The organism is Chryseobacterium sp. 14P4.3.2, assembly GCF_057799275.1.
The window spans coordinates 1-216 of sequence record NZ_JBYOKO010000112.1; the positions used below are offsets into that span (position 1 = coordinate 1).

The 216-nt window shown below is 43.1% G+C and carries 1 protein-coding gene; it reads right to left on the reverse strand.

The window, feature by feature from the left end; genetic code table 11:
* Positions 1-216, reverse strand: a 216-nt coding sequence (locus tag AC27VX_RS23965) for a hypothetical protein (RefSeq protein ID WP_488698503.1), incomplete at both ends; no start/stop codon positions are given.

The window sequence follows — 216 nt, forward strand, 5'->3', positions numbered from 1 at the left end:
CCGCCTTCAAAGTAGCTGTACTGAAAACCGTCCAGATAGTCTGTGATGCGGGTTGAGGTTGATCCTCTTGGTGAGGAAGAAGAAAACGTTTTACGAAGCTTGGTTCCGTCAGCACGGTAAAGGTAATTGATAGTACTATAGGTTGGCTTTCCAAAGCTATTCTGGTGGATCACATACTGATCAGAAAGATTCAGGTAGTTATATTGTACAGACTTC